Annotated in this window: 1 protein-coding gene and 1 pseudogene; one reads left to right on the forward strand and one right to left on the reverse strand. The window is 63.2% G+C overall.

The genetic code is table 11. The features are described 5' to 3' along the window. A pseudogene (gene purU / locus ACOZKU_RS03360) lies at nucleotides 1-207 on the reverse strand (formyltetrahydrofolate deformylase); the annotation flags it as partial. Nucleotides 208-576: 369 nt separating this feature from the next. Here purU and ACOZKU_RS03365 point away from each other — a divergent pair. Continuing rightward, a partial coding sequence (locus ACOZKU_RS03365) for a hypothetical protein (RefSeq protein ID WP_421577662.1) occupies nucleotides 577-1,752 on the forward strand: 1,176 nt, incomplete at its 3' end.

The following is a 1,752-nucleotide window of genomic DNA, read 5'->3' on the forward strand; positions in this document are numbered from 1 at the left end:
GACGGGAGCAAAGCCGGCCTTGATGTCGTCTTCCGACACGCCTTCCTGGGACAGGAAGGTCAGGCGCATGAAGAACAGGCCCGTCTCGAGATCGTCGAACTGCGACGAATCCGAGATGTAGCACCCCTTTTCGGCGAGGTAGCCGGTGATCGCGGCGACGATGCCGCGGGTCGATTGGCAGGATACGGTCAGGACGTGGCTTTTCATCGGTTCGTTTCTCGCGTTCGGCCGATGCGGGGGCAAGCACCGGCGATCCCCTTGTGTGCCGCCGAATTTACGGCTCGGCGCATATTTCAGGCCGCTTGCGCCAGCGCAAGCCCCTGCAATGACGAGAAGCTACGCCGCCTCTTGCAAGGAATCCCTCCGGTTCGCGACATCCAATGCGTCGAAAATGCCACCGGGGCGCTTCGAAAGGCCCGCGCGGCGGCAAAGACCGCCGGCACGTGACCTGACGTGACGTAACATGGCGCGCGATTCTTGCAGGAATGCAAGCTGCCCTACTCAAACGGAAAAATCGCGCTGGACACTATTATGGACACGTGTTCTATAAACTGGACATATCAGACGGAGCCAATCATGCATCTTTCCATGTGGACCTACCCCTGGGACGTTCAGGACCAGGGGCTTGAGGCGCTTGCCGCCGACCTGAAGGGCCGCGCCGGCCTCAACACGGTGAGCCTTGCCACATCCTACCATGCCGGCCGCTTCCTCCAGCCGCGCAGCCCGCAGCAGAAAGCCTATTTTCCCGAGGACGGCACCGTCTATTTTCGGCCGGACGAAACCCTCTGGCAGGGCAAGGCGATCCAGCCACTGATGGCGCAGAACACGGTCGAGCGCGGCGACATGCTGGACGCCCTGACCAAGGCCCGCGCTAAAACCGGCCTTGCCGTCTCCTGCTGGACGGTCTGCCTGCACAACAGCCGGCTTGGCCTGCTGCATCCCGATCACGTGACGCGCAACGCCTTCGGCAATGCCAACACCTACAATCTCTGCCCATCGAGCCCGGCGGCGCGCGATTATGTCGTGACGCTGGTGCGCGACATCACCACCAACTACAAGCCCGACATGCTGGAGCTGGAAAGCCCGAATTTCATGGGCTTCGCGCATGAACACCACCATGAGAAGGACGGCGTCGGCCTGAACGCCGAGGACGATTTCCTGCTCTCGCTCTGCTTCTGCGACCATTGCACCGCGCGGGCGAAACAGGCCGGCGTGCCGATTGAAGGCGCGCAAAAGATCGTCATGCGCTTCGTTGCTGAGCTTTGCGAACGCGCCGTGCCGGAAAAGCAGTTCCCCGATTTCCCCGAAGCCGGCATCGACGCCTTCCGCGCCCACCCGGACCTGTACGCCTTACTGGCCTGGCGCTTCGAGCCGGTGACGAGCCTGATCGAGGAGATCAAGGCCGCGGCCGATCCCGCAACCCGCATCGTGCTGATCGACCTGAAGGACGCCTGGCTCGGCGGCGTCGACCTCATCGAGGTCGGCAAACGCTGCGACGGTGCCATCCTCTGCTGCTATAACATGACGCCGGAAGCGATCGGCGACGTCATCCGCGCCGGCCGGGCGATGCTCGGCAAGGACAAGTTCGTCGGGCTCGGCCTGCGCGTCTTCTATCCCGAGGTCGATGGCCCCGAAATCCTCACCGCGCGCACGAAAGCCGCCGTCGATGCGGGCGCCGACGGCGTCAATTTCTACAATTACGGGCTCATTCCGGCAAAACGCCTCGACTGGGTGGGCGAGGCTGTCGGCGCG

The organism is Shinella sp. M31, assembly GCF_049199205.1.
Taxonomy (GTDB): domain Bacteria; phylum Pseudomonadota; class Alphaproteobacteria; order Rhizobiales; family Rhizobiaceae; genus Shinella.